This is a genomic window from Serratia sp. B501, assembly GCF_051172315.1.
GTDB classification, from domain to species: Bacteria; Pseudomonadota; Gammaproteobacteria; order Enterobacterales; family Enterobacteriaceae; genus Serratia; species Serratia ureilytica.
Genome location: NZ_JBPIZB010000001.1, coordinates 603,861 through 626,645 on the forward strand (window position 1 = coordinate 603,861; position 22,785 = coordinate 626,645).

A 22,785-nucleotide genomic window follows, 5' to 3' on the forward strand; every position below is an offset into this window, starting at 1 on the left:
CAGAGCGCAGGGCTTTCACACGGTACGTTGTGTGTTATTTTGGCCGCTGTGGATAACCGGCAAACGGGTAAAAGAGGATGGGCAATTCGGCATTTATGCATCGTTTTGACGCATTGGGCGGGCTTGAACTGCTCGTCGCGGACTTTTCAGACCATCGGTTTGACGTGCATTGGCATGATACCTGGTCGATTGGCGTTGTCCTGCGCGGCGCCAATAACAACAGCGCCAAAGGCGATGCCGACGGTATCGTCAGCAGCGGGCAAGTCAGCCTCATCGCGCCGGGGCAGATGCATGCCGGGACGGTGCTGGGAGAAGAGGGATGCCATTATTTCATGTTTTACCCCAGCCACGAGATGCTGCTGGACGCGGCGGAAAACATGGAGATGCCTCTGCCGCCGGCAGTGAAGGGGAAGCATATCGACCATGCGCCTTTCGCCAACCGGCTGTGTGAGGCCGCGACGGTATTGACCGCGGCGCAATCCAGCCGTTTCGACCAGGAGGTGGCCTGGAGCCACTGTGTGGCGGATCTGCTGGTGGTGTGTTCCCCGCGGCGCGCGCCATTGGCAGACGCCGGCATCGCACCGGGCTTGCGCAGGGCGAAAGAGTATCTGCACGATAACCCGGCGCGGGAAGTGCGTCTGGAGAGGCTGTCGCAGGCCGCCGGTCTGTCCAGGTTTCACCTTTGCCGCCAGTTCTCGGCAACATTCGGCTTGTCGCCGAGTCGCTATCAGCGGCAGCTTAGGTTGCAGCAGGCGAAGGCCTTGCTATCCCGGGGCGGCGACATCGCGGAAATCGCCATCGCCTGCGGGTTCGCCGATCAGTCGCACCTGGGCAGGGCGTTCAAGTCGAGTTACGGCGTGACGCCGCGCGGCTATCGCGATCGCTGCATTTGAGCAATATCGTTCTATCTCGCTGACTTATGGGGGCCGACAATGCGCCTATTTACGACGCGAGAAAATCATGGTCATCGAATTATCCACGCTGGGTTTATTTGCCCTTTCGGCCGCCGCCTTAACGCTTATTCCCGGCGCCGATATGCTTTGCGCATTGTCCAACGCCGTCAGCCAGGGAACGAAAGCGGGGCTGATTACCGTATTGGGTGCGGTCACCGGGGTGATATGCCATGTCTGTTTTGCGATTGCCGGCGTCACGGCGCTGATCGCCTCTTCGCCGCTGTTGTATCAGCTTTTTGTCATCGGCGGCGCGCTGTACATCATGTGGGTTGGGTTGAGCATTTTTACCCAGGCAAATGCGATTGGCCTGGAAAGCCACGGCGAGCGCAAAAGCGGCAAAAGGCTCTATTCGCAAGGATTGCTGACCAACCTGCTTAACCCCAAGGCCATTATTTTCATGCTGGCGTTTATTCCGCAGTTTATTCGAGTGGAGGCGGGCAGGCCGGGAATGCAGATGCTGATATTAGGCATTGAACTCATCGTCATCATGTTTCTGATTGAAGTTCCCCTGGTATTTCTGGCGGGAAAGATCGCGCTGAGGATAAAACGGCGTCCGGTCATCGGGATTTATATCAATAAATGCTTCGGTGGCGTCATTCTGTTATTAGCCTGCACCATTTTGGCCGCGCGTTTACTCTAAAAATGCCACTTCTCTTTTGGGCAAAGTTGTTCGTTCGATAAGGTTTTATGTTCGCCCCGCTATGCTGCTCGGCGAGCATTTACCGTAATCTTCTCCCGAGTTTCACAGACACTGAGGAGAATGACGAATGAAACGCTTTGAAAATAAAGTTGCCCTGGTGACGGGCAGTTCAAAGGGAATTGGCGCAGCCATTGCTAAACGCCTGGCGGCGGAAGGCGCCGTGGTTTTCATTAACTATTCCCGCGGGCGTGAAGATGCCAACCGGTTGGTTAAAGAGATCAATGAGCAGGGCGGCGTCGCTTTTCCGCTGCAGGCCAATGTCGGCATTGAGGCCGAAGTCAACGGCCTGATGCAAAACATTGTCGAGCAGTATGGTCGCCTGGACGTGCTGGTCAATAATGCCGGGGTTTATGCCACCAATAGCCTGGAAGCATTCAGCGACGCGGAATATGAAAGGCACTTCAATTTAAATGTCAAAGGGCTGATTTATTGCTGCAAGGCGGCGGTCGCCGCCATGCCTGAATCGGGCGGCAGCATCGTCAATATCAGCTCCAGCGTGACCTCGTTTACGCCGGCCAATTCGCTGGTTTATACCGCTTCCAAAGCCGCGGTCGATTCGATCACCAAGACGCTGGCCAACGAGCTTGGCGGGCGCAAAATCCGGGTCAATGCGGTCAATCCTGGCTTAGTCATCACGGAAGGCGTGCATGACAGCGGCTTTTTCGATACCGATTTTAAAACGCACATTGAATCCATCACCCCGCTGGGGCGCATCGGCACACCGGAGGATATCGCCCCGGCCGTGGCCTATCTCGCCTCTGACGAGGCGGGTTGGGTGACCGGCGAGAGCCTGATCGTCGGCGGCGGTTTGCATTAATTTAGCGAAGAATGGAACAGAAATGACATTAGATAAAGCCTACGGGCCACTGATTAACGGCGTATTCGAACTGGATGGCACGGACATTCATCCCGTTATTTCCCCCTCGACCGGGGAGCGCCTGGCGGATTTGCACTACTGCAACGAACGGGACGTCGAGCGCGCCGTGTTGGCGGCGGAAGCGGCTTTCCCCGCCTGGAAGGCATTAGGGCAGCAGGTCCGCGCCCGCCTGGTGGCGCAGCTGGCGGATGTGCTGGAAAGCGATCTGGAAAGAATGGCGCAAATCGACGCGCGGGATGTGGGCCGCTGTATCAGCGAAGTGCGCCGCGATTATCAAACGGCGGTCAGACACTATCGCTATTTCGCCGCGGTTGTCATGGGGCACGAAGACAGCGGCAGAAGCATCGCGGACGGCTACAGTCTGGCGAAACGGGAGCCGCTCGGCGTCTGCGGGCAGATTATCCCCTGGAATGCGCCGGCGATCATGGCGGCGTTCAAGCTGGCGCCGGCGCTGGTGACCGGCAACACGGTGGTGCTGAAGGCCGATGAAAACGCCTCGCTCTCTACGCTGGAGCTGGGCAAGATGATCGCCAACATTTTCCCTGCCGGCGTCGTCAATATCATTACCGGGCTGGGGAGCGTGGCGGGGGCGGCGCTGACCGGCAACCGCAAGGTGCGCAAGCTTTCGTTCACCGGCAGCACGGAGGTGGGCAAGCGGGTGGCCAAGGCCGCCGCGGAGCGGCTGGTGCCCGTCACGCTGGAGCTGGGCGGGAAGAGCCCCAATATTGTGTTCCCGGACATCGAAGACCTGGACGCGGTGGTGGACAACGTGACCTTTGCCGCCATCCACAATAACGGTCAGTCCTGCCTGGCGGGCACCCGGCTGTTCGTCCACGCGGACATTTACGACCGTTTCAGCGCCAAACTGGTGACGGCTTTCGAACGGGTGCGCGTCGGTTCACCGCTGGCCGAGCAATCCCGGGTCAGCTGCCTGGTTTCTGAGAAGCAGGGCAAGCGAGTGCTGGCTTATATTCAGACTGGCCTCGAGGAGGGCGCCACCCTGCTGACCGGCGGCAAGCGCCGCGCCGTCGCCGGCTGCGAGCACGGTTACTTCATTGAGCCGACGATTTTTGCTGCGGAAAATGGCATGCGCATTTGCCAGGAAGAAATTTTCGGGCCGGTGCTGACGCTGATCAAATGGTCAGACTACGACGAAATGATCGCCCAGGCTAACGACAGCGAATATGGGCTGGCGTCGGGGATCTACACCCGCAGCCTGAAAAACGCCCTGGTCACCGCAGACCGGCTGGAAGCCGGGTCCGTTTGGATCAACCGCTACTCGAACATTACCGATGGCACCGCGTTCGGCGGTTACAAGAACAGCGGGATCGGCCGCGAGTTCTGCAAGGAAACGCTCAATGCCTACACGCAGATAAAAACCATCACGCTGCAGACGGATCTGCCCGCGGTCTGGTTTGCAGAATAAGGATAAGATCGGCACAGGGACGTGCCCCCGTTGGCCGCTTCAGGGGGTATGGCTGCCGATATAACTCCTTGGCGACGCGCCCATGCTTTTCTTGAACGCGGTGCTGAAAGCGCTTTCCGATTCATATCCCAGGTCAAAGGCGATCTGGGATATTTTTTCTTTATTGGCGACCATTCGCTCGATGGCCAGGCTAAAACGCCAGATGCGAATGTATTCGTTGACGCTGTAGCCGGCCAGCTTTCTGAATCGGGTAGTAAAGGCGGTGCGCGACATGCCGGCCACGCCGGCGAGCTCGTCCAGGCGCCATTTTCTGCCTGGCTGGTCGTGTATGCGGGTCAGCGCCAGGCCAATATGTTTGTCCGCCATCGCGTAAAACCAGCCCTCGCCGCGGCCGAGCGCGCCGGAAGAGAGCAGCATGCGCAGCGCCTGCGTCAAAATGATCTGCAGCAGATGCTCGGTGATAAGTTCACTGCCCGGGCCTGGCGTTTCTATCTCCGACGAGAGACGGCTCAGGAAATCCTTGATGCCGGCGTTCTCCTCCCGCTGCGTTTTGATCACGATGGGTTCGGGCAGGCTGGTGATAAAGCGGAAGGTATCGTTGATCTGAAATACGAAGCGGCAACCCACAAAGGAGAAATCGCACCCGCCGTTGCTGAAGCAGGATGAGCGGTCTTTCATCACGTGAATTTTTGTTATATCGATGGCCGGCGCGTTAGGGTTATCAAAAATGCTGAATTCGCGCCCGCTGGATAAAATCAGCACATCGCCTTGTTCAATTGGGTAACTGTTGGCGTCGCCCGCCAGTTTAATGAAAAAAGATCCGCGCTTGGCGATATAAATTTTCATCCCGGAATAGTCGGGAAACAGCGCTTTGGTATTGGCGCTCATGTCAAACGTCACAATTTTCTGGCTGCTGATTTTTAGCCTGGAAACAATATCGGATAACGGATCCATTATTACCTGCTTGTCTGATGCATTTACTGTTGAGCATAGTCGCTATTGCGCCAGGGTTATGCATGACCCCGGCAGTGCGGCGAGGTGAACGCATTATGGGTGAGGCGCCAGCCGGTGTACAGGCTATCCCGCCGTCCTGTCCGAACGATAAGAAAAAAAGTGCGAACGCGAAAGTTCGCGATCCGGTCGGGTGCTACGATCGGTATTTTCCATGATGGTGGCATAATGACTTCTGACCAGACAAACCGCAGCCAGGTGAGCCTATTGGCGGCGTTGACGATCGCTTTATTTTTTATCTTGTTGAACAGCGGCTCTCCTACGCCGTTATATCCCCTCTATCAAGAAACCCTTGGCCTGAGTAATATCGACCTGACCTTCATTTTCTCTTCCTACGGGTTTGGCGTATTGCTGGCCTTGTTTTTATCACGCAGGCTCACCATCACCGATAAAAATGCCCGGCTGCTGGTGGTGGTGTCGCTGATGGTGGTGGTGGTGCCTACGCTGTGCTTTTCCTTTGCTCGTTCTTTGCAGGCGCTGTGCCTGTTCAGGTTTATGTCCGGTTTAGGGGCCGGTACGGCCACGGCCATCATCAACATCTTGTTGATCAACGTCAGCCGCGGCGACAGCGCCAAACGCGCCGCGCTGTTGGGCAGCCTGGCTTTGGTGACCGGCCTGGCGCTGGGCCCGGTGATCAGCAGCGTTTACGCCCAGCTGGCGTTTTACCCGCTCACTTCGCCGGCGGTGACCATCGCCGCGTTGGTTTTCCTCTCCGCGATCGCCATCGTCCTGCTTTGGCCGAAGAAAGGATTGCCTACCCTCGGCGTTGCGGACACGAAAACGGCAGAAAAGGGCGCCGGTTTTAGCCAACCGCTGTTCTATCTGCTTGCGCTGTGCGTGTTTATCTCCTGGTCATACGCCGCGCTGATCCTGTCGCTGGGGCCGACGGCCGCGATCCGGGTCTTCGGGCTCCAGTCACCCGCGGGCTTTGGCTATATCGCCACCGGTTATTTACTGGTGGCCGGCGTGGTGCAGTTCACGATCCCGCGTTTTCTGAAGCCTGAGTTTTCTTTGGTACTAGGGCTGATTGCGCAGGTTTTCTCCATGGTGATGATGACCATGGCGCTTGAGAGCGGTTCTGTAGCCACCGCAGCGGTGAGTCTGGCGCTGTCCGGCTTCTCGTACGGCGCGGTTTTTGTGGGCGGAGCCATCCTGGTCAATAAGCTCTCGCTTGCGGCGCCTGGGTGGAACGCGGTGTCGAAGTTTTACTTTATCGTTTATTTGTTCAATATCATGCCGCCGGCCGCAGGTTGGCTGGCGGATGAAATAGGGGTAGTGAGCGCCTTGTTCGCCGCCATTGTCCTTTTTATGGCGATATACATCACCTTTGCCATGTTGGCGCTGTGGGCGCTGTTGCTGAGAAAGGCCTGACGTTTCCGGCGTTGGGGAAGGGCTTTACAAGCCCCCCTGGCTTCCATAAGCTTGGCGGCGTGTTTTGGCGCTGATTGCTGGCGATTGCCGCGCATGCCCGGCGAACAATCTGCGGTTAACACGCCATGTTCTACATAGGTTCAGGTAAGAGAACGGCCCCATACTTTTTTTGCCGGCGCCCACGGAAATCGGGCGTTGCAGTGAGGATGGGGTGATGCCGTGCCGGCTTCGGTGATGAGAGGCATGTCCGCCTTCACCGGTTGCCTCACGCATAGGTTACTGACCTGTTGATGAATTTTTGGATGGCCTGCCGTCTGACTCATTACAGGATTAACATATTGCGATGCTTACCCTAGATCATTCCTCGTCTCACCGCGTTTTTTACCGCATTCACTCCCTCTTCAGCGAGGCTTTCGCACTCATGCCGTCACTCACGGTGCGCGAAAACGTGCTCGTTGGCCTGCATAAATACCCCTTGGGAGCCATTTTATGGAATGGAATGTAAACCAAACCACGCTCTCTCGAGCGCAGATGGTTTCCCTGCCGAAGGCGGAAGTGCATGTGCATCTGGAGGGCTGCTTTGAGCCGGAACAGCTCTCGGCATGGGCGTTATCCTCGGGGATACCGATGCCCAGAAAGCAGGACGAGCTGCTGAATTTTAACGGGCTTGCCGACTTTCTCGATTTCCTCGATTGGTCCTGCAGCCTGGTGAGCAGCCGTGAACGCCTGGCGCAGTTAAGCTACTCCTATGCACAACGGCTGTCGCGGGATGGCGGGCTGTACGCCGATCTGATTTTCAACCCGACCCATTGGAAAGCGTGGCGCGGCAGGCTCGGTGACATGATCGACGCGATTGACGCCGGCTTGCGCGCGGCCGAAGAAGATGGATTGGCGTCCGTTGGGCTGTGCGTCAGTTTGCTCCGCCGGCAAACCGCCGCCGAGGCGAGTGAGCTGGTGGATTTTTTAACCGCGCTGCGGCACCCCAGAGTGGTCGCGCTGTCCGTCGATGGCAATGAGGCCGTCACCAAAGGCAGCGGTGCGCGTTTCGCGCAGGCTTTCGCCCAGGCGGGCAGGGCCGGGTTGAAGCGAACCGTGCATGCCGGGGAGTCCAGCGGCGCTGAGGGCGTGCGCGACGCCATCTTGCTGCTGGGGGCCGACCGCATCGATCACGGCGTTCGGGCGATAGACGACCCGGCCGTCGTGGCGCTGTTGGCTGAACGGCGCATCCCCATCGGCGTATGCCTGACCTCGAACATCAAACTGGGCGTCTATCCCGGCTACGCGGAACATCCGCTGCGCCGGCTGCGGGATGCCGGGGTCATCGCGACCATCAATACCGACGACCCGGTCTTATTGCACACCACGTTGGTGGATGAATATCTGATCTGTCAGAGCGAATTTGCATTTTCCACCCAGGATATCGTCGATGTGGCCCTGAATGCTTTTGCCGCCAGTTTTGCCGGCGACGAGGCCAAAATGACGTATCGGAAGAAAATGGCCCCTTGGGTTGCTTCTCTTAATACAGAAAATGGAGACAAGCGGTGAGCGAGAAGAAAATAAAATTATATTTTGATTGCGATACCGGCATCGATGATGCGATGGCGCTGGGCTATTTGCTTGCAGAAAGCGACAAGGTGGATATTCTGGCGATCGGCACGGTTTGCGGCAACGTCGCCGCCGATGCCGGAGCCAGAAATACGCTGGAGCTTGCCCGCCTGGCCGGTTTTCCCGCGATCCCCGTCGCCGTGGGGGAACGGGACTACCTGCGCCAGGCGTATCTTTGCGATGTGCAGCATATACACGGCGACAACGGCATCGGCGACATCGCGCTGGAAGCCTCACACGCCAAGCTGGCGCCGCTGTCGGCCCCCGAGCTGCTGGTTGAGCTGGCCAGAGCGCACCCGGGGGAGCTGGACATCTTGGCGACCGGCCCGCTGACCAACATCGCCAAGGCCTTGCAGCTTGAGCCCGCGCTAGGAGAGCTTATCGGCACGCTGACGATCATGGGCGGTGCGGCACTGGCGCCCGGCAACCGAACGCCCGTTGCGGAGGCGAATATTGCCTGCGATCCGGAGGCGGCGGCCATGGTGTTTAAGGCGATGAAGAATATCGTGATGGTGCCGCTTGATGTCACCATGTCGCATACCTTTGAAGAGGCGGATCGGCTCAAACTGCTGTCGGGCGAGAGCCGGTTTGCGCAGGCGATAGGGCAAATGCTGGAACGGTATATCCAGTTTTATATCAATACCTACGGCCGCAAAGCCTGCGCGCTGCACGATCCGGTGGCTGCGGTGTTGGCGGTGCAGGGCATCGGCGCCTGCCTTGCGCCTAACGTGAAGGTGACGATCGATGATTCCGACGGGCCAGGCCGCGGGCAAACCCTGTGCGATATGCGGGGGCGATATATGAACTATCCGCCGCAGCCCGATGCCAACTGCCATGTGGTATTAAGCACCGAGATTAATATGTCGGAGTTGCTGCTCGCGAAGCTGTTGTCGTTGGCGTAATTCGTCTCTATCGACAACGTCTGAGTGTATAAGAGGCCTTTCCGGAGGCCTCTGAATGAGCACTGAAGAAGGGGGCAAGAGATCGGGTAGGATTTAACGATCCGCAGGCGTACGAATCCAAATCGATGGATGCGTTTGGTATTTGTTTAGCGCATGTTGAGTACAGTGTTGCCCCTGTACAGTCTGATTATTGATGCGTTTTGCCGAATTAAGCCGAGCCATAAAGTATTAACCAATCTTCTTTTTTTATTTTATATATGCGGAACATGTTGTGGAAAATGAAAATTTAACGTTGCATCATGACAATGATGCACGCTCCTTTCTGGAGGGCCAGCTCGATAGATTTAATTCAAAGTTCATGGGATTAAATGCTCACGAGTATGGTGTTTATTATAAAGACGGCGATGAGAAAATAATCGCGGGACTTTATGCAGAGTCTTACGGGGCCGTTTTTTACATCCATTATCTTTGGATTGATGAAGCGCAGCGCGGCCGGCGTTTAGGCCACCGTCTGCTGGAAGCTGCAGAGGCTCATGCCAGACAGTTGGGATGCGCCAGCGTCTCCGTGGACACGTTTAGCTTTCAGGCGCCCAATTTCTACCTGAAACAGGGTTTTCAAATGATTGGCGAGTTGGATTGCGGCAATGAAATAACACGCTCCTATCTGAACAAACAACTGTAATATCTGTTTTTTATAAAAGGAATTCGGTTAACTCACTGAGAGCAAGGTGTTGTTCTTAATATGAAATATGACGCTTTGGCCGATGTGACGGATGGCGAGGGAGTCTCTCCCTCGCCGTGGCGTCAGCGGCTGCGCCGTGACATGACCCGTTTGTCTTTCGGCCGATCCTGCCAGTCCTCAACCTGATTGTTGAAGTTATCCGCCAGCAGGTAGGCCGGGGTTTTCGCCAGCCAGTCGGACAGCGAAATATCCTGATAAATGCCGTTGTCCATCACGATCAGCACCTTCAAATCCTCATCGCCGATGTTCTCGATGTAATGGCCGAAGCCCTGCGGCACGTAACCGACGTCCGAAGGGGCGTACTCTTCCGTCTGTGCGTGGCCGTGCGAGCTGAACACCGTCATGCGGCCCTTTCCGGCGATATAGTATTGCCATTCGTTGGCGTTGGGGTGCCAGTGCAATTCCCGGATCGCGCCGGGTTTCACGATCTCGATGATGCCGGTCATGGTGGTGGAAATGGGAAATTCTTTCGACGACACCAAATGGACGCTGCCGGCGTCATTTTCAAAGAACGGCTTTTGCTTCATTAATTCATAGCGGTGGGTCAGCGGGGCATTATTTAATCCGCCGTCGTTTTTCGGCAATGGCAGAGCGGGCGGAACGGCGCCGCCGACAATATAAGCTTCGCCCTGTTTGGCCTTGGAAAATACCGCCGCCGGCATGTTGACGCTTTTTTCCAATACCTCTTTCGGCATATGCGCCACCCAATCGGTAATGCTGAAAGTGCCGAATTCGGAGAAGTGGCCGTTATCAAACGCCAGAATAAAATGCGCGCCGTCCGCCAGCGCCTGAATGGAATGGCCATAGCCTTTCGGGAAATACCACACGTCGCCGGGGCCGAAATCCGCCACCTCGCATTTGCCTTCGGGATCGAGGATGGTGATGCGCGCATGGCCTTCGAGCATAAACGCCCATTCGGCGGCGATGGCGTGCCAGTGCAGCTCACGCACGCCGCCCGGCTCCAGCGTCATGTCGACGCCCGCCACGCCTTCGGAGATCGGGAATTGCTCGACGGTGGCTTCGCGCGCCCAGCCGTTGGGCAGGCTGCGCTTTTTGCTGTCGGTGAATTTGTACTTATAGAGATGCTGTGCATCGGCAGGCGGCTGATAGCTGCTGGGAGGCACGATATTGCGATGGTCATCGGCAGCGGCATTTTTAGCGATGCCGCCGATCATGCCGGCGGCCGCCGCGCTGACGGCGGAGACTTTCAATATATCACGACGCGATAGCATAGCGTTTTCTCCAATATAAAACCGTGCGCCCGCAGAGGCAGGCGACAGGGAAGGCGCGATCGCCATTGAAATGATTTTTTGTCATCGGTGGGAACAGGCGGTGACCCTTAAATCCTAGTGGCTGGAATTTATTGGGTAGGCGCTTATTTGTTTGCGTTTGTTACTAAGTGAGAGCGGGTTTAATTAATTAACCGGAAGTTGAATAGTCATGGATTGGAATTAATTTTCACCGCTCACAGGCTTAAATAAATAATAAACGAACGTCATTTTTTATTGGCCGTTCGGGCTTTTCATGACTGCCCCACGGTCTCCAGCACCAGCTGACGAAAGCGCTCGACGATCGGCGAAGCCGGGCTGCGGCGCAGCGCCAGGTAAAGCGGGGCGCTGAGCTGCGCTTCTGCGGCGAGGGTGCGGTAGACGATGCCGTCGCCGCCCAGCCGCCGCATGGAACCGGGCACGATTGACACCCCTAATCCGGCGCCCACCAGGCTGAGGGTGGCCGGCAGGCGCGGCGCTTCCTGCACGATGCGCGGGCTGAAACCAGCGCGGTGGCAGGCGGCCAGGATGGCGTCGTACAGCCCCTGGCCGGCCGGGCGGCGATAGAGAATAAACGCCTCGTGGGCCAGTTCGGCCAACGGCAGCGGTTGCTGCGTTTCTTGCGCCAGCCGGTGGCCCAGCGGCAGGGCGACGATCATCGGCTCGCTGAGCACTGGCTCGACGCTCAGGCCGGGAATGCCGTTGGCCGGCGAGCGCACGAAGGCGGCGTCGAGGCGCTGTTCCAGCAACGCCTCCATCAGTTCGCCGCTGCCGGCTTCTTCCAGTTGAGTGGTGATGCCCGGCAGGATGTCGCGGTAGCGGCGCAGCAGGTTGGGCACGAACGGGTGCAGCGCGGCGGAACTGGTGAAACCGATGGCGATGTGGCCCTGCTCGCCGCGGGCGGCGCGCTGCACCGCTTCGCGCAGGCGTTCGGCGCGCGCCAGCAGGGCGCGGGCTTCTTCGAACAGCACGCCGCCCGCTTCGGTGACGCGCACGCCTCGCGGCAATCGCTGTAACAACTTCACGCCCAATTCCTCTTCCAACCCCTGCAATAGGCGGGTCAGCGGCGGCTGCTGGATAAACAGCCGCTCGGCGGCGCGGGTGATGTTGCCTTCTTCCACCACGGTGACGAACGCCCGCAGGCGACGCAGTTCAATCATAGCCATACCTCAAAGGTATCTTTCGTTGCTCCGGAATGCATTGGACATCATGGCACGGCGGCGCGCATGATACCAGACATCAAAACAAGCGATGTGGAACGGCAATGTCATGTCAGATATCAATACGTTAAAACCGCACCCGGCGGCAGCGCCGGGCAACGCGGCGCTGTTTTTGGGCTTTCTGTGGCTGGGGCTGATCGGCTTCGGCGGCGTGCTGCCGATGGCGCGCAGCATGTTGGTGGAACGCCGGCGCTGGCTGAACGCGGAACAGTTCACCGAGCTGCTCGGCCTGTGCCAGTTTTTGCCCGGCGGCAATGTGATCAACCTGTCGGTGGCGGTGGGGATGGAATTTCGCGGGCTGCGCGGCGCGCTGTGCGCCTTGCTGGGCCTCATCAGCGCGCCGACGGCGATCGTGGTGGGACTGGGCGTGGTGTACGCCCGCTTCCAAAACGATCCCCATGTGCAGCATGTGTTCGCCGGGCTGGCCGCTGCGGCCGCCGGGCTGCTGCTCTCGACCGGGATCAAGATGCTGCTGCCGCTGCGCGGCAAATGGCCGGCGCTGGCGATCGTCGCGCTGGCGCTGATCGCCATTGCCTGGCTGCGCCTGCCGCTGTTGCCAACCATGCTGGTGCTGGCGCCGCTGAGCATGTTGCTGATGTGGCGGTGGCCGTCATGAGCGGGGTGTTGATGGCGTTGGCGCTGATCTTCACCGAGCTCTCTTTATTGGCGTTCGGCGGCGGCATGACCATTCTGCCGGAGATGCAGCGGCAGGTGGTAGAGGTGCATCAGTGGATGAGCGCCCAGGAGTTCAGCGCGCTGTTCGCCATGGCGCAGGCCGCGCCGGGGCCGAACATGATGATCGTACCGCTGGTCGGTTGGCACGTGGCTGGCTGGGCGGGGCTGCTGGTTTCTTCGATCGCCAAGTTCGGGCCGTCTTCCATCGTTACGCTATTGGTGATGGGCGCCTGGCGGCGCTTTAAGGATCGTCCGTGGCGCCGCATCGTGCAGGCCGGGCTGGTGCCGCTGACCGTGGGGCTGGTGGTGGCCAGCGGCCTTTTGATCGCCGAGGCTTCCGCGCCCAATTGGCGGCTGGCGGCGATCGTGGCGCTGGCGACGGGATTGAGCATGAGCAAGCGCCTCCATCCGCTGTGGGTGCTGGCGGGCGGCGCGCTACTCGGCCTGCTGTTTGCCTGAAGGATTAGCGCGGGATCAGCACAAAGCGTGAAGGGCCGTTGCGGTCGATCAGCTCATAGCGCTTCGGCGCGGTCAGGGCCAGAAACGCCACCATGCTCCCTTCGGCGTCGGTCAGCGTCATGCCGTCCGGCGTCGGCCGCCAGGCGACTGGCAGCGCGTGCAGCGCCAGCGGCTGCAGGCACTCGGCGGAGGCGCTGAAGCGGAAAGCGTTGGTGTTGGCTACCGCTTCGTCGCTCAGCTGCACCTCGCAGACGGCTTTACCGTCGCCGATGGCGGCGAGCTGCCAGTCACCCTTCAGCGCGGCGGGTTCCAGCAACGGCAGTGAACTGCCCAGGGCACTGCTGCACAATACGCTCATAACGACTCCTGTCAGGCTGGCGCGACGCAAGGCGCGCATAAGGAAATGGGTTGGCATCGGGTCACTCCTTTCGGCTGTCCGTTCACACCTTAGCACGTTCCCGGCGGGATGATGAGGCAAGGATTAGGTTTTTTAATCCTCGATTATTCTGATCTAACCGTCGCTAAAACGCGCAAAAAGACGAGTGATTAACCTGTTATTGCGCTTATTTTTCTCATTAATATAGTGAGAATACAAATTGTTATGGTTATCTCCTTCTTAACGCCCGGCGCGGTGAAGCCAGGCTGGGCGGGCTCGCGCCGCCGGAGTGAGTCACTATACTGGTCAATCCTAAGCCTCGGCTTAGATAAGAACGACTGATGAATAGTCTTACAAATCGAGTGGATTCCTAGTGTGTAAAAGGAGAATGCAATGAGCAGTCGCCACAACGACATTTTGCAAGATGACGATGAGTTCACCAGCCTGGCCGCCACATCCCCCAACGATCATAACTATCAGTTTTACTATCACCAGCCCGGCAGCTCCTATGACGGATTGGGCTACGGCGCGCTGTTCACGCTGGACAACGCTAACCTGTACAGCAACCAGCGCGGCGGGGCGGCGATTAATAATTTGGGTAAAATCCGCGATAACTTCAGCTTCGATCGCGCCGCCGATCAGTTGACGCGGCCGGGCCTGACGCACAACGGCGACCAGGTGTATCACCAGCCGGTCGCGCTGACCTATTCCTTCCTGACGCAAAGCGCGCTGAACCGCATCGGCCAGACCGGTGACGGCGACAAGGGGCTGCAGCCATTGACCCAGGCGGCGCAGGCTCAGGCGCTGAAATCGATGCAGGCGTGGGCCGACGTGGCGAACGTAACCTTCACCGAGGCGGCGTCCACCGATATCAACCACCGCGCGGACATCACCTTCGCCTACTTCACGCAGCGCGCCGACGGCAGCACCGCAGCCGGCAGCGGCCCGAATGCCATCAACGCTTACGCCTATTACCCGCCGAGTTCCGAATTGGGCAGCGATAACGCCTTTGCGGGCACGGTGTGGTTCAACAAAAATTTCGCCACCCATAAGGCGCCGGTTAGCGGCGACTTCAGCAGCCAGACCTTCACCCACGAACTGGGGCATGCCCTGGGGCTGGCGCATCCGGGATCATATGACGCATCGTTAGGCAACCCGAGTTACCAGAATGACGCGGCTTATTATCAGGATTCGCTGCAATACTCGATCATGAGCTATTTCAACGCCGGTTACACCGGCGCTGACACCAAAGGGGTGTATGGCTATGGGCCGATGGTGGATGACATCGCCGCGATCCAGAAACTGTACGGCGCCAACATGAACACCCGCACCGGCGACACGGTGTACGGCTTCAACTCCAACAGCGGCCGTGATTTCCTGACCGCCACGGCGGACAACGGCAAACCGGTCAACTTCGCGGTGTGGGACGCCGGCGGCAACGACACGCTGGACTTCTCCGGCTACAGCCAGCAGCAGATGATCAACCTGAACGACGGCGCGTTCTCCAGCGTCGGCGGCGGCACGCAGAACGTCGCCATCGCGCGCGGGGCGATCATCGAGAACGCCATCGGCGGCAGCGGGCGCGATCTGCTCATCGGCAACGATCAGGACAACCTGCTGGCGGGCAACGCCGGTTCCGACATCCTGTACGGCGGGCGGGGGGCGGACCATCTGTGGGGCGGCAAAGACGCCAACAACTTCACCGACTATTTCGTCTATCTCAACGCCAAAGAGTCGACGGTGGCGGCGTTCGACGTGATTGAAGACTTCGAGCACGGCATCGACAAGATCGATCTCTCCGGCCTGCGCTTCAACAACAGCCTGAGCGAGCTGCGCTTTATCGACAGCGGCAGCGCCTTCAGCGGCCAGAAAGGCGAGATCCAGCTCAACTTCGACGCCTTCAACGGCACCACCGATCTGTTGATGAACACCCAGAGCAACAGCTATGCCGCCGACTTCAAGATCCACGTGGTCGGGCAGGTGGAGCAGAGCGATATTTTGTTTGCCTGAGGTGAGTACGGGGAAGAGAAAAGGGCCGACCGGCCCTTTTTTTACGACTGGGCCGCCGCGGCGCTTTCCGCCACGAAAGAGCCGGTTTTCACCGCGCCGGCGCGGCGGTAGTGAGCCACAATGACGCCGCCGGGCGAGACCACCGAGTGGGTCAGCGTGAAGGCCGCCGGCGCCGCGTTGTCATCGAACAGCCGCTTGCCGCCACCGAGCAGCACCGGGTAGGTGAGCAAGCGCAGTTCATCCACCAGATCGTTGGCCAGCAGCTGTTGCATCAGCATGCTGCTGCCCTGCACCAGCAGCACCGGCCCCTGGGTGCGCTTCAGCTCGCGCAGCCGGGCGAGGATGTCTTGCCCCAGCCACTGGCTGTTCTCCCACGTCAGCGTCTCGCCGTGGTGGGTGGCGACGTACTTGGCCGCCTGATTGAACGTGCGGGCGATATCGGCGGAAAACGGGTCGGCCTCGTCGGTGATATGCGGCCAGTAGCCGGCGAAGATATCGTAGGTGCGCCGCCCGAGCAGCAGATCGAAAGGCGCAGAGAAAAGTTCGCCCATTGTTTCCGCGACGGCGTCATCCCAGTAGGGGGCGGTCCAACCGCCGAAGCGAAAGCCGTCGCTGCGGTCTTCGTCCTGCCCGCCGGGCGCCTGCATCACGCCGTCGAGGCTGACGAACGCGCTGGCAATAATCTGTCGCATGGCTGTCTCCTGCAATTGAGTGCCAGCTGAAAGTTTAGCCGCCGCGCGCCGGCTGCGCCAACCGGCCGTTCAGGGTTGCAGCGCCTTGAGCAGCGCCTGATGGAAGCGCGCCGGCTCCTCCATTTGCGGCGCATGGCCCAGCCCGGCGAATTCGATCAGCGTGGCGTGCGGGATCAGTTTCGCCGCCTGCTTGCCCAGCACCGCGTAGTGCCCGATCTTGGCCTTGACTGCCGGCGGGGCGATATCGCTGCCGATGGCGGTGGTGTCGGCGGTGCCGATCATCAGCGTGGTGGGCGTTTGCAGATCCTTGAACTCGTAATACACCGGCTGGGTGAAGATCATGTCGTAGATCAGCGCCGAGTTCCACGCCACCAGTCTGTGGCCCGGCCCGTTGTTCAGCCCGGCCAGCATATCCACCCAGCGATCGTACTCCGGCTTCCAGCGGCCGCCGTAGTAGGTGCGCTGCTCATAGTTACGGATACCCTCGGCGGTGGTGTTCAGCTCGCGCTCGAACCACCGATCGACGCTGCGCCACGGCACGCCTTTCGCCTTCCAGTCCTCAAGGCCGATCGGGTTGACCATCACCAGCCGTTCCACCCCCTGCGGATACATCAGGCTGTAGCGCGTGGCCAGCATGCCGCCGGTGGAGTGGCCGATGACGATGGCCTTGCTGATGTTCAGATTCTGCAGCAGGCCGTGGGTATTTTGCGCCAGCTGTTGGAAGCTGTACTGGTAATGCGCCGGCTTGGTGGAGGAGCAAAAGCCGATTTGATCGGGCGCGATGACGCGGTAACCGGCCTTGCTCAGCGCCTTGATGGTGTCCTGCCAGGTGGCGGCGCAGAAGTTTTTACCGTGCAGCAGCAGCGCGGTGCGGCCGTTGGCGGCGCCTTCCGGCGGCACGTCCATATAGCCCATTTTTAACGGCTGCCCCTGCGAGGTGAAGCTGAACTGTTGCAACGGGTAGGGGTAGTGAAAGCCCTGCAGCTCCGGGCCGAATTTCGGCGTTTCGGCGGCGCCGGCGGTGAACGCGGCCAGCGTGGCGCACAGCAGCGCGCGGCGGGTTAATCTCAGCATCCTGATCTCCTGAAAAGGGCGATAGCCGAGTATAGCCACAATCGGCGCGTCGGCGCGCCAGTGGTTTCAGATAATTCTGTAATATTAAGGTTTGATTCCCGGCAAGTTTCCGACAACGCTCTTTTTCACAGTGAACGGGGTCACGCCGTGCAACATTCGCTGTATCTGATGGTTTTATTTCAAGGCTAAGTTATGCGATGCTTAAGCATTATTTATGCAAAAGGATCCTCGCATGTCCGCTTTATCCCGCTGCGCTTTCAGCGAAGGCAGCGTCGCTTTGCCGGAAGGCTATGCCGATCGCACCGTCAACGTGCTGTTGGCCGGCGACGATGTTTCCCCCTCAGTCAATATTTCCCGCGATGCGCTGCAGCCGGCGGAGAATCTGGAAAGCTACGTCACTCGCCAGCTTGATGCGCTGGCGCAGGGGCTGAAAGGTTGGGCGTTCAAAAGCCGCGAGCCGGCGTCGCTGGGCGATGGGCTGGCCGCCGGTGAGTGGGTACGCGCCAGCTACCTGCGCGACGGCAAACGCATCTGGCAGAACCAGGCGGTGTTCGCGCTGGCGGAAGGCCGGGTGCTGGTGTTCACCCTGGCGATGGCGCGCAAGCTGACGCCGCAAGACGACGCGCTGCTGCAGCAGGTGCTGAACAGCTACCGGGCGCCCTAACGATGAACTCTTTGCGTAAAAGGAACTTACGATGACCGAAGCGGCCCGCGTCGGCGATACCATCGGGCATTCCCATGCCCTGGCCGGCATGATTGCCGGCACCCTTGTCGGCGGCCTGATCGCCGCCGCAGGCGCATTGGCGGCGGGTGCGCTGTTCGTCGCCGGCCTGGCGGCTTCCTGTATCGGCGTCGGCGTGCTGCTCATTGGCGCCAGCCTGGCGGTGGGGTATCTCACCGGGGAGGCGGCCACCGCGGCGCGCGACGGCATTGCCGACGCCGGTGCCGGTAGCCTGACCCCAAAAGGCAATATCGTCACCGGCTCCCCCAACGTCTTCATCAACGGCAAACCCGCCGCGCTCGCCACCAACAGCCAGGTGGCCTGCAGCGACGACGGCCCGAGCATGCAGATGGCGCAGGGCTCCGACAAGGTCAGCATCAACGGCCAGCCCGCCTCGCGCGTGGGGGACAAAACCAACTGCGACGCGCAGGTGATGGAAGGTTCGCCCAACGTGTTTATCGGCGGCGGCACCGTCACCACCTTGCCGATCAAGCCCGAAGTGCCGGATTGGCTGTATAAGGTCTCCGACCTGACGCTGCTGTTCGCCGGCCTGGTGGGCGGCGTGGGCGGCGCCGCCGGCAAGCTGGGGGCGCTCGGCAAACTGCTGGGCAAACTGCCTGGTATCAACAAACTGGCGCGCATCGCCTGCCGAGCCGGCACCCTGATGACCGCGACCGCCGCCGTCGGCATTATCGCCCGGCCGGTGGATATCGTCAGCGGCCAGAAATTCCTCGACGGCGAAGACGATCTCGATTTCGTGCTGCCATCGCGCCTGCCGGTCGCCTGGCAGCGCTATTGGCGCAGCGGCAACCCCGGCGACGGCGTGCTGGGCCGCGGCTGGAACCTGTTCTGGGAGAGCAGCCTGCAGCCGTATCAGGACGGCCTGGTGTGGCGCGCGCCTTCCGGCGACTTCGTCGCTTTCCCTAGGGTGCCGCGCGGCCACAAAACCTATTGCGAAGCCGAAAAATGCTGGCTGATGCACAACGACGACGGCAGCTGGCAGTTGTTTGACGTCGGCGAACAGATTTTCCACTATCCGCCGCTGGCGGGCGATCGGCCGAGCCGGCTCAGCATGATCACCGACGCCATCGGCAACGCCACCTCGCTGTTCTACGACGACGAGGGGCTGCTGAATGAACTGGTGGACAGCGCCGGGCAGCGCCTGATGTGCCGCTATGCGCAGGGCCGCCTGTGCGAAGTGGCGCTGCAAACCGCCGAAGGCGAACGGACGCTGGCGCGCTACGGTTACGATGAGCAGGGCCAACTGACGACGGTGAGCAACCGCGCCGGTGAGGTGACGCGCCGCTTTGGCTGGCGCGACGGCCTGATGATCAGCCACCAGGACGCCGCCGGACTGCTGAACGAATACCAATGGCAAGAGATCGACGGCGTGCCGCGCGTGACGGCCTATCGCAACAGCGCCGGAGAATCCCTTGAGTTCGGCTATGACTTCGCCGGGGGGCGCCGCAGCGCGGTGCGCGGCGACGGCAAACGGGCGGAGTGGCGGCTGGATGACGACGACAACGTGGCGCAGTACACCGATTTCGACCAGCGCCGCTACGGCTTTATCTACCAACGCGGCGAACTGTGCAGCGTGCTGCTGCCCGGCGGCGCGCAGCGCCGGAGCGAATGGGATCCTTACGGCCGCCTGCTGTCGGAGACCGATCCGCTCGGCCGCGTGACGCGCTATCAATATTCGCGCAACAGCGGCCGGCTGTTCGCCGTCGCCTACCCGGACGGCAGCAGCGAAGCGCAGCACTGGGACACGCTGGGGCGCCCGACGCGCTATGTCGATGCGCTGGGCAATGCCACGCTGTACCGCTATCCAGATGACGAAGAGAGCCTGCCGGCCAGCGTGATCGACGCGCTGGGCGGGGAAGTGAAGCTGGAGTGGGACGCCCGCGGCCAGCTGACGCGCTACACCGACTGTTCCGGCAGCGTTACGGCTTATACCTACGATGCGCTGGGGCAACTGACGACGCAGACCGATGCCGAAGGCCACCAGACGCGCTACCTGTGGGATAACGGCGGCCGCCTGCATACCTTGATCCACCCGGACGGCGGCGAAGAGCGCTTTAACTGGAACGCGCACGGCCAGCTGGCCGAACATCAGGACGCGCTGGGCAGCCTGACCCGCTGGCAGTACAACGCCCTGGGGCTGCCGGTCAGCATCACCGATCGCATCAACCGCACCCGGCGCTATCACTACAGCCCGCAGGGCTGGCTGACGCGGCTGGAGAACGGCAACGGCGGCGAATACCGCTTCAGCTACGATGCGGTGGGCCGCGTGCTGACCGAAGAGCGCCCGGACGACACCCGCCATTATTATCGCTACGGCGCGGCCGGGCTGCTGGAGGAGCACCGCGAGGTCGGCTTGCCGGGCAGCGCGGGCGAGCTGACGCAGCGCGAACAGCGCTTCCGCTTCGACGAGGCCGGGCAACTGGTCTGGCGCGGCAACGCCAGCGCGGAATGGCATTACCGTTTCGACGCCATGGGGCGGCTGCGCGAGCTGAACCGCCTGCCGACGGCGAGCGGCGCGGCGCTTGGCATCGAGCCGGACAGCGTGCAGATGCGCTATGACGCCGCCGGGCGGCTGCTCGGCGAGCAGGGCGTGAATGGCGAACTGCAATACCAATGGGATGCGCTGGCCAACCTGCAGGCGCTGACGCTGCCCCAGGGCGATCGCCTGCAGTGGCTGTATTACGGTTCCGGCCACGCCAGCGCCATCAAATTCAACCAGCAGGTGGTGAGCGACTTCACCCGCGATCGCCTGCACCGGGAAACCGGCCGCAGCCAGGGCGCGCTGCAGCAGCAGCGGCGTTACGACGCCCTGGGCCGCCGCAGCTGGCAGAGCAGCGCCTTCGGTCACGACAAACTGACCCGGCCGGAAGACGGCGTGCTGTGGCGCGCTTATCGCTACACCGGCCGCGGCGAGCTGGCCGGGGTGAGCGACGCGCTGCGCGGCGAAGTGCACTACGGTTACGACGCCGAGGGCCGCCTGCTGCAACACCGCGAACCCAATCAGGGCAAACCGGGCGCGCGGCTGGTGTACGATCTGGCGGATAACCTGCTGGGTGAGCGCAGCCCGCAGAACGACATCGACGCGCACCTGCCGCTGGCGCCGATCGCCGACAACCGCCTGACGCACTGGCAAAAACTGTTTTACCGTTACGACGCCTGGGGCAACCTGATCAGCCGGCGCAACGGCCTGTACGAACAGCACTACCGCTACGACGCCGACAACCGGCTGGTGCAGGCGCACGGCCGCGGCCCGCAGGGCGAATTCGAGGCGCAGTACCATTACGACGCGCTGGGCCGCCGCAGTCGCAAAGCGGTGCGCTACAAGGGCAAAACCGAACAGACGACCCGTTTCCTGTGGCAGGGTTACCGGTTGCTGCAGGAGCAGCGCGACGACGGCAGCCGCCGCAGCTGGAGCTACGATCCGGCCAGCCCGTGGAGCCCGCTGGCGGCGCTGGAGCAGGCGGGCGACAGCCGCTCGGCGGATATTTACTGGTATCACACCGATCTGAACAGCGCGCCGCTGGAAGTGACCGACGCGGCGGGCAACCTGTGCTGGTCCGGGCAATACGACACCTTCGGCAAGCTGCAGGGCCAGACGGTGGCCGGCGCGGCGAAGCGGCAGGGCGCGCAATATCAGCAGCCGCTGCGCTACGCCGGGCAATACGAGGACGACGAAAGCGGCCTGCACTACAACCTGTTCCGCTACTACGAACCCGAGGTGGGGCGTTTCACCACGCAGGATCCGATAGGGCTGCGCGGTGGGTTGAACCTGTATCAGTATGCGCCGAACCCGCTGATGTGGGTGGATCCGTTGGGGTTGACATGTAGCCATTCTGCTAAAAATCCTAAGCAGGCACATGCGGTCATTAAAGATAAATGGGGGCACGCAATGTCTAAAAGAGATATGCGTGAGCTACAAAACACAGTTGATAGAATTAAATTAAACAAACCTCATTATTCAAATGATGGAACAACATTTAGCAATACGCACTCTATTGGCAACTCTAATAGCCAGCGTCTTAACACTGGTAGTGGACCATATAAAGAATGGACTGTTAAGACACCAGATGTAGGTGGGAATGGAGCGAGGCGTGTGGTAGTTGATACGAAGACAGGTAAAGCTTATTATACTCATGATCATTATGATTCGTTTATAGAGATCGATCTTGGAGGGTGGAAATAATGGAAATAGGGCGGAAAGTCAAAATAGATTTTGCCAAGATAAAAACGCTGGATGATTTTTATACTGAGTTGTCTGGTTTATTTGGGTTTCCTGATTTTTTTGGTAGGAATATCAATGCATTAATTGATTGTTTTTTCAGCTTGCGCTATCCGCAAGATGAAATGACGAAGATTCATGTAGCAGCTTCTGAGTATTTATTAATGGAGCTTCATCACTTCTCTTTAGCATCAGAGGAAATAAAGGAAACATTAATATTCACTATTGAAAATGTAAGCTTAAAATGCAAAGAAAAAGGCCAGGAGCCTTCGATTGTTTTATTGTTGAGGTAGCTTGATATAGTCGAAAAGGCTTCACGGCTTCTCGACTATTACTTGGCGATTAAACGCTAGATATATCTAGATAAAGTAAATTTCATAGAGATGATGAAGCCAGAACGTTCATAGGAATCCTTTCTTTGATTAATTAAGTCGTGAAAAAACAATGCCCAGCTCTTTAAAAA

Annotated in this window: 20 protein-coding genes; 14 read left to right on the forward strand and 6 right to left on the reverse strand. The window is 59.7% G+C overall.

The window, feature by feature from the left end; translation table 11 throughout:
* The first annotated feature begins 77 nt into the window (after positions 1 to 77).
* The 4 genes from ACSBQV_RS03120 to ACSBQV_RS03135 all read left to right on the forward strand — a co-directional run bounded on the left by ACSBQV_RS03120 (position 78) and on the right by ACSBQV_RS03135 (position 3,956).
* Entirely contained in the window at positions 78 to 893 is an 816-nt protein-coding gene (locus ACSBQV_RS03120; RefSeq protein WP_168177257.1) for an AraC family transcriptional regulator, read from the forward strand.
* Between the two features lie 67 nt (positions 894 to 960).
* Positions 961 to 1,593 carry a LysE family translocator gene (locus ACSBQV_RS03125; RefSeq protein WP_099782968.1) on the forward strand — a complete coding sequence of 211 codons (633 nt, stop codon included), beginning with the start codon at positions 961 to 963 and terminating at the stop codon, positions 1,591 to 1,593.
* Positions 1,594 to 1,720: 127 nt separating this feature from the next.
* Complete coding sequence (locus tag ACSBQV_RS03130; protein ID WP_033634470.1) at positions 1,721 to 2,470, forward strand: SDR family NAD(P)-dependent oxidoreductase; 750 nt, start codon at positions 1,721 to 1,723, stop codon at positions 2,468 to 2,470.
* Positions 2,471 to 2,492: 22 nt separating this feature from the next.
* Entirely contained in the window at positions 2,493 to 3,956 is a 1,464-nt protein-coding gene (locus ACSBQV_RS03135) for an aldehyde dehydrogenase family protein (protein WP_434991410.1), read from the forward strand.
* Positions 3,957 to 3,995: 39 nt separating this feature from the next.
* On the opposite strand, the gene ACSBQV_RS03140 is transcribed toward ACSBQV_RS03135, so the two are convergent.
* Positions 3,996 to 4,910, reverse strand: a complete 915-nt coding sequence (locus ACSBQV_RS03140) for an AraC family transcriptional regulator (protein WP_099818268.1) — start codon at positions 4,908 to 4,910, stop codon at positions 3,996 to 3,998.
* An 84-nt stretch (positions 4,911 to 4,994) separates the two neighbouring features.
* On the opposite strand from ACSBQV_RS03140, the gene ACSBQV_RS03145 reads away from it, so the two are divergent.
* The 4 genes from ACSBQV_RS03145 (at position 4,995) to ACSBQV_RS03160 (ending at position 9,527) form a co-directional block, all read left to right on the forward strand.
* Complete coding sequence (locus ACSBQV_RS03145) at positions 4,995 to 6,338, forward strand: MFS transporter (protein ID WP_143557056.1); 1,344 nt, start codon at positions 4,995 to 4,997, stop codon at positions 6,336 to 6,338.
* 489 nt (positions 6,339 to 6,827) lie between these two features.
* Positions 6,828 to 7,883 (forward strand): adenosine deaminase, encoded by a 1,056-nt coding sequence (add, locus tag ACSBQV_RS03150; RefSeq protein ID WP_099782974.1) that lies wholly within the window; start codon positions 6,828 to 6,830, stop codon positions 7,881 to 7,883.
* The gene (locus tag ACSBQV_RS03155; RefSeq protein WP_099782976.1) at positions 7,880 to 8,845 is read left to right on the forward strand and encodes a nucleoside hydrolase; all 966 of its coding nucleotides are present in this window, start codon (positions 7,880 to 7,882) and stop codon (positions 8,843 to 8,845) included. The genes add and ACSBQV_RS03155 overlap by 4 nt, the downstream gene beginning before the upstream one ends.
* A gap of 271 nt (positions 8,846 to 9,116) precedes the next feature.
* Positions 9,117 to 9,527 (forward strand): GNAT family N-acetyltransferase, encoded by a 411-nt coding sequence (locus ACSBQV_RS03160; protein WP_099782978.1) that lies wholly within the window; start codon positions 9,117 to 9,119, stop codon positions 9,525 to 9,527.
* A 122-nt stretch (positions 9,528 to 9,649) separates the two neighbouring features.
* On the opposite strand, the gene ACSBQV_RS03165 is transcribed toward ACSBQV_RS03160, so the two are convergent.
* Together ACSBQV_RS03165 and ACSBQV_RS03170 are read right to left on the reverse strand one after the other, a co-directional pair.
* The gene (locus ACSBQV_RS03165) at positions 9,650 to 10,819 is read right to left on the reverse strand and encodes a cupin domain-containing protein (RefSeq protein WP_099782980.1); all 1,170 of its coding nucleotides are present in this window, start codon (positions 10,817 to 10,819) and stop codon (positions 9,650 to 9,652) included.
* Positions 10,820 to 11,109: 290 nt separating this feature from the next.
* Entirely contained in the window at positions 11,110 to 12,021 is a 912-nt protein-coding gene (locus tag ACSBQV_RS03170) for a LysR family transcriptional regulator (protein WP_099782982.1), read from the reverse strand.
* A gap of 103 nt (positions 12,022 to 12,124) precedes the next feature.
* Here ACSBQV_RS03170 and ACSBQV_RS03175 point away from each other — a divergent pair, with 103 nt between their 5' ends.
* A complete protein-coding gene (locus ACSBQV_RS03175; RefSeq protein ID WP_048233682.1) occupies positions 12,125 to 12,691 on the forward strand; it encodes a chromate transporter in 567 nt (188 codons plus the stop codon).
* Positions 12,688 to 13,209 carry a chromate transporter gene (locus ACSBQV_RS03180; protein ID WP_046688471.1) on the forward strand — a complete coding sequence of 174 codons (522 nt, stop codon included), beginning with the start codon at positions 12,688 to 12,690 and terminating at the stop codon, positions 13,207 to 13,209. Before ACSBQV_RS03175 ends, ACSBQV_RS03180 begins: the two co-directional genes overlap by 4 nt.
* Before the next feature lie 4 nt (positions 13,210 to 13,213).
* Here the strand turns inward: ACSBQV_RS03180 and ACSBQV_RS03185 are convergent, their stop codons facing one another.
* A complete protein-coding gene (locus tag ACSBQV_RS03185; RefSeq protein ID WP_047575881.1) occupies positions 13,214 to 13,567 on the reverse strand; it encodes a protease inhibitor Inh/omp19 family protein in 354 nt (117 codons plus the stop codon).
* A gap of 411 nt (positions 13,568 to 13,978) precedes the next feature.
* Between ACSBQV_RS03185 and ACSBQV_RS03190 the strand changes: the two genes are divergently transcribed.
* Positions 13,979 to 15,595 carry a serralysin family metalloprotease gene (locus ACSBQV_RS03190; protein WP_099782984.1) on the forward strand — a complete coding sequence of 539 codons (1,617 nt, stop codon included), beginning with the start codon at positions 13,979 to 13,981 and terminating at the stop codon, positions 15,593 to 15,595.
* A 41-nt stretch (positions 15,596 to 15,636) separates the two neighbouring features.
* On the opposite strand, the gene ACSBQV_RS03195 is transcribed toward ACSBQV_RS03190, so the two are convergent.
* Together ACSBQV_RS03195 and ACSBQV_RS03200 are read right to left on the reverse strand one after the other, a co-directional pair.
* Positions 15,637 to 16,287: a dihydrofolate reductase family protein gene (locus tag ACSBQV_RS03195; RefSeq protein ID WP_099782986.1), complete on the reverse strand. Its 651-nt coding sequence runs from the start codon at positions 16,285 to 16,287 to the stop codon at positions 15,637 to 15,639.
* Positions 16,288 to 16,356: 69 nt separating this feature from the next.
* A complete protein-coding gene (locus ACSBQV_RS03200; protein WP_099782988.1) occupies positions 16,357 to 17,361 on the reverse strand; it encodes an alpha/beta fold hydrolase in 1,005 nt (334 codons plus the stop codon).
* A 232-nt stretch (positions 17,362 to 17,593) separates the two neighbouring features.
* Here ACSBQV_RS03200 and ACSBQV_RS03205 point away from each other — a divergent pair, with 232 nt between their 5' ends.
* The 3 genes from ACSBQV_RS03205 to ACSBQV_RS03215 are packed head-to-tail and all read left to right on the forward strand — an operon-like array spanning position 17,594 to position 22,615.
* Positions 17,594 to 18,025, forward strand: coding sequence for a DcrB-related protein (locus ACSBQV_RS03205; RefSeq protein ID WP_099782990.1), 432 nt, complete (start codon positions 17,594 to 17,596; stop codon positions 18,023 to 18,025).
* A gap of 31 nt (positions 18,026 to 18,056) precedes the next feature.
* Positions 18,057 to 22,286 (forward strand): RHS repeat-associated core domain-containing protein, encoded by a 4,230-nt coding sequence (locus tag ACSBQV_RS03210; protein ID WP_099782992.1) that lies wholly within the window; start codon positions 18,057 to 18,059, stop codon positions 22,284 to 22,286.
* The gene (locus tag ACSBQV_RS03215) at positions 22,286 to 22,615 is read left to right on the forward strand and encodes a barstar family protein (RefSeq protein WP_048323379.1); all 330 of its coding nucleotides are present in this window, start codon (positions 22,286 to 22,288) and stop codon (positions 22,613 to 22,615) included. The genes ACSBQV_RS03210 and ACSBQV_RS03215 overlap by 1 nt, the downstream gene beginning before the upstream one ends.
* Positions 22,616 to 22,785: the final 170 nt, after the last annotated feature.

Bases quoted from the DNA above. Each gene is read 5' to 3' on its own strand.
- add (WP_099782974.1), top strand. From the start codon at position 6,828: ATGGAATGGAATGTAAACCAAACCACGCTCTCTCGAGCGCAGATGGTT.
- ACSBQV_RS03130 (WP_033634470.1), top strand. From the start codon at position 1,721: ATGAAACGCTTTGAAAATAAAGTTGCCCTGGTGACGGGCAGTTCAAAG.
- ACSBQV_RS03205 (WP_099782990.1), top strand. From the start codon at position 17,594: ATGTCCGCTTTATCCCGCTGCGCTTTCAGCGAAGGCAGCGTCGCTTTG.
- ACSBQV_RS03125 (WP_099782968.1), top strand. From the start codon at position 961: ATGGTCATCGAATTATCCACGCTGGGTTTATTTGCCCTTTCGGCCGCC.
- ACSBQV_RS03120 (WP_168177257.1), top strand. From the start codon at position 78: ATGGGCAATTCGGCATTTATGCATCGTTTTGACGCATTGGGCGGGCTT.
- ACSBQV_RS03165 (WP_099782980.1), bottom strand. From the start codon at position 10,819: ATGCTATCGCGTCGTGATATATTGAAAGTCTCCGCCGTCAGCGCGGCG.
- ACSBQV_RS03180 (WP_046688471.1), top strand. From the start codon at position 12,688: ATGAGCGGGGTGTTGATGGCGTTGGCGCTGATCTTCACCGAGCTCTCT.
- ACSBQV_RS03195 (WP_099782986.1), bottom strand. From the start codon at position 16,287: ATGCGACAGATTATTGCCAGCGCGTTCGTCAGCCTCGACGGCGTGATG.
- ACSBQV_RS03215 (WP_048323379.1), top strand. From the start codon at position 22,286: ATGGAAATAGGGCGGAAAGTCAAAATAGATTTTGCCAAGATAAAAACG.
- ACSBQV_RS03170 (WP_099782982.1), bottom strand. From the start codon at position 12,021: ATGGCTATGATTGAACTGCGTCGCCTGCGGGCGTTCGTCACCGTGGTG.
- ACSBQV_RS03175 (WP_048233682.1), top strand. From the start codon at position 12,125: ATGTCAGATATCAATACGTTAAAACCGCACCCGGCGGCAGCGCCGGGC.
- ACSBQV_RS03190 (WP_099782984.1), top strand. From the start codon at position 13,979: ATGAGCAGTCGCCACAACGACATTTTGCAAGATGACGATGAGTTCACC.
- ACSBQV_RS03185 (WP_047575881.1), bottom strand. From the start codon at position 13,567: ATGAGCGTATTGTGCAGCAGTGCCCTGGGCAGTTCACTGCCGTTGCTG.
- ACSBQV_RS03210 (WP_099782992.1), top strand. From the start codon at position 18,057: ATGACCGAAGCGGCCCGCGTCGGCGATACCATCGGGCATTCCCATGCC.
- ACSBQV_RS03200 (WP_099782988.1), bottom strand. From the start codon at position 17,361: ATGCTGAGATTAACCCGCCGCGCGCTGCTGTGCGCCACGCTGGCCGCG.
- ACSBQV_RS03140 (WP_099818268.1), bottom strand. From the start codon at position 4,910: ATGGATCCGTTATCCGATATTGTTTCCAGGCTAAAAATCAGCAGCCAG.
- ACSBQV_RS03135 (WP_434991410.1), top strand. From the start codon at position 2,493: ATGACATTAGATAAAGCCTACGGGCCACTGATTAACGGCGTATTCGAA.